This is a genomic window from Ruegeria sp. F11, assembly GCF_056533855.1.
This window is the reverse complement of record NZ_JBQFOW010000043.1, coordinates 1-1,024: the sequence shown is the minus strand read 5'-3', so window position 1 is coordinate 1,024 and position 1,024 is coordinate 1. Positions and strand designations below refer to the sequence as shown.

Genomic DNA, 1,024 nt, shown 5'->3' with positions numbered 1-1,024 from the left:
AGCCGGATTGAATACGCGCAGGCCAAGAAGGGGCAAGGCTTCAACGTCACTACATCTGACGGCACCGTTGTCTCTTACGGCGGCGGGCAACAGGGTCCCGGCTTCGGCACCAAAGCAACCAATGAAATAGAGGGCCGCATTCTGGACGCGGGCGCAATGCTGGGTCGTTTGAATGACACACGGGACCTGTTCCAGCCCGAATACCTTGAGCTTTCCACGCGCATTGGCGCGAAGTGGGGCCAGCTTATGGACAAGATGGGTAACGCGACTCCGGAGCAACAGGAACTGGTTGCCAACTTCGCGCAGTTCAAAACCGAAGCCTTCAACAACCTGAACACCAGCTTGAAAGAACTATCGGGTGCCGCTGTTACACCGCAGGAAGCGGAGCGCCTGCTTGAACAGCTTCCCAGTGTGGGAACAGGCATCTTTGATGGGGACAGCCCCGCAGAATTCCAAGCCAAGCTTGAGCAATCCATCGTGCAGCAGCAACGCGCCGTCGCCCGCTACAATCTGTGGCTGGCAACCGGACGGCAGGGCAAGCCGTGGGATATGGGTTCGCTGGATGACGTGGACCAGATGATAAACGCGCGCGGTGCCGAGATTGAAGGGCAACTCAAGGCCAGCGGTATAACGGACCCGGAAGTTCTCAAGCGTCAGGTCTCAATGCAACTTCGCAAAGAGGTGGGTTTCTGATGGCTGGATATGACTACGCATCCGAGATTTTCGGAACCAAGAAGGCTACCGCAAAGGCTCCGATGACGGATTATGCGTCCGAAGTATTCGGTATCGCACCTAAACAGGCTGAGCCGGAGGCTGCTACACGCAATCCTGACGGCACCTATGGAACGCCGCCGGAGGACATGATTGTAAACCCCGACACGGGACAAATGACATCCCGCGAGTTGCTGACCGAGCATCACCGCCAGACGGGTGACAGGATTGGTGCCGTTGCCCGTATGGCTCCACATGGGGCAACCCTTGGGCTTTCCGACGAGGCCGTTGCTTTGGGGTCGCTGGTTCGGGG

2 protein-coding genes are annotated in these 1,024 nt (G+C 58.0%); both read left to right on the top strand.

Features of this window, described 5'->3' with window-relative positions; genetic code table 11:
- Positions 1–693, top strand: a 693-nt coding sequence (locus ACR0NJ_RS21250; protein WP_480819082.1) for a hypothetical protein, incomplete at its 5' end; no start/stop codon positions are given.
- On the top strand, positions 693–1,024 hold a 332-nt coding region (locus ACR0NJ_RS21245; RefSeq protein ID WP_480819081.1), incomplete at its 3' end, for a hypothetical protein. The genes ACR0NJ_RS21250 and ACR0NJ_RS21245, both read left to right, overlap by 1 nt.